The organism is Bradyrhizobium uaiense, from assembly GCF_010811875.1.
In the GTDB taxonomy this organism is placed as follows: Bacteria; Pseudomonadota; Alphaproteobacteria; order Rhizobiales; family Xanthobacteraceae; genus Bradyrhizobium; species Bradyrhizobium uaiense.
The window spans coordinates 1-240 of record NZ_VKHP01001067.1; the positions used below are offsets into that span (position 1 = coordinate 1).

Annotated in this window: 1 protein-coding gene; it reads right to left on the bottom strand. The window is 60.8% G+C overall.

Going from position 1 to position 240, the window contains the following annotated elements:
- On the bottom strand, positions 1-196 hold a 196-nt coding region (locus FNJ47_RS48795; protein WP_236000648.1), incomplete at its 3' end, for a transposase.
- Between the last annotated feature and the right edge of the window lie 44 nt (positions 197-240).

A 240-nucleotide genomic window follows, 5' to 3' on the forward strand; every position in this document is an offset into this window, starting at 1 on the left:
AGCGCCGGAACACGCTGTTCCAATCGCCGAAGACCTCCGGGAGATCGCGCCAGGGAGACCCCGTACGCACGATCCACAGCACTCCTTCAACGAACATTCGGTTGTCGCGCCCGGTCGAGCCCTTCTGGTCAGGCCGGCCGATGATCAGCGGCGCCATCCGCTCCCAGCCTGCGTCGCTCAACACCAAACGATCCATCACACCCAAGACTGCCTCCCAAAAAGAAGCCTTGAATCTGATTT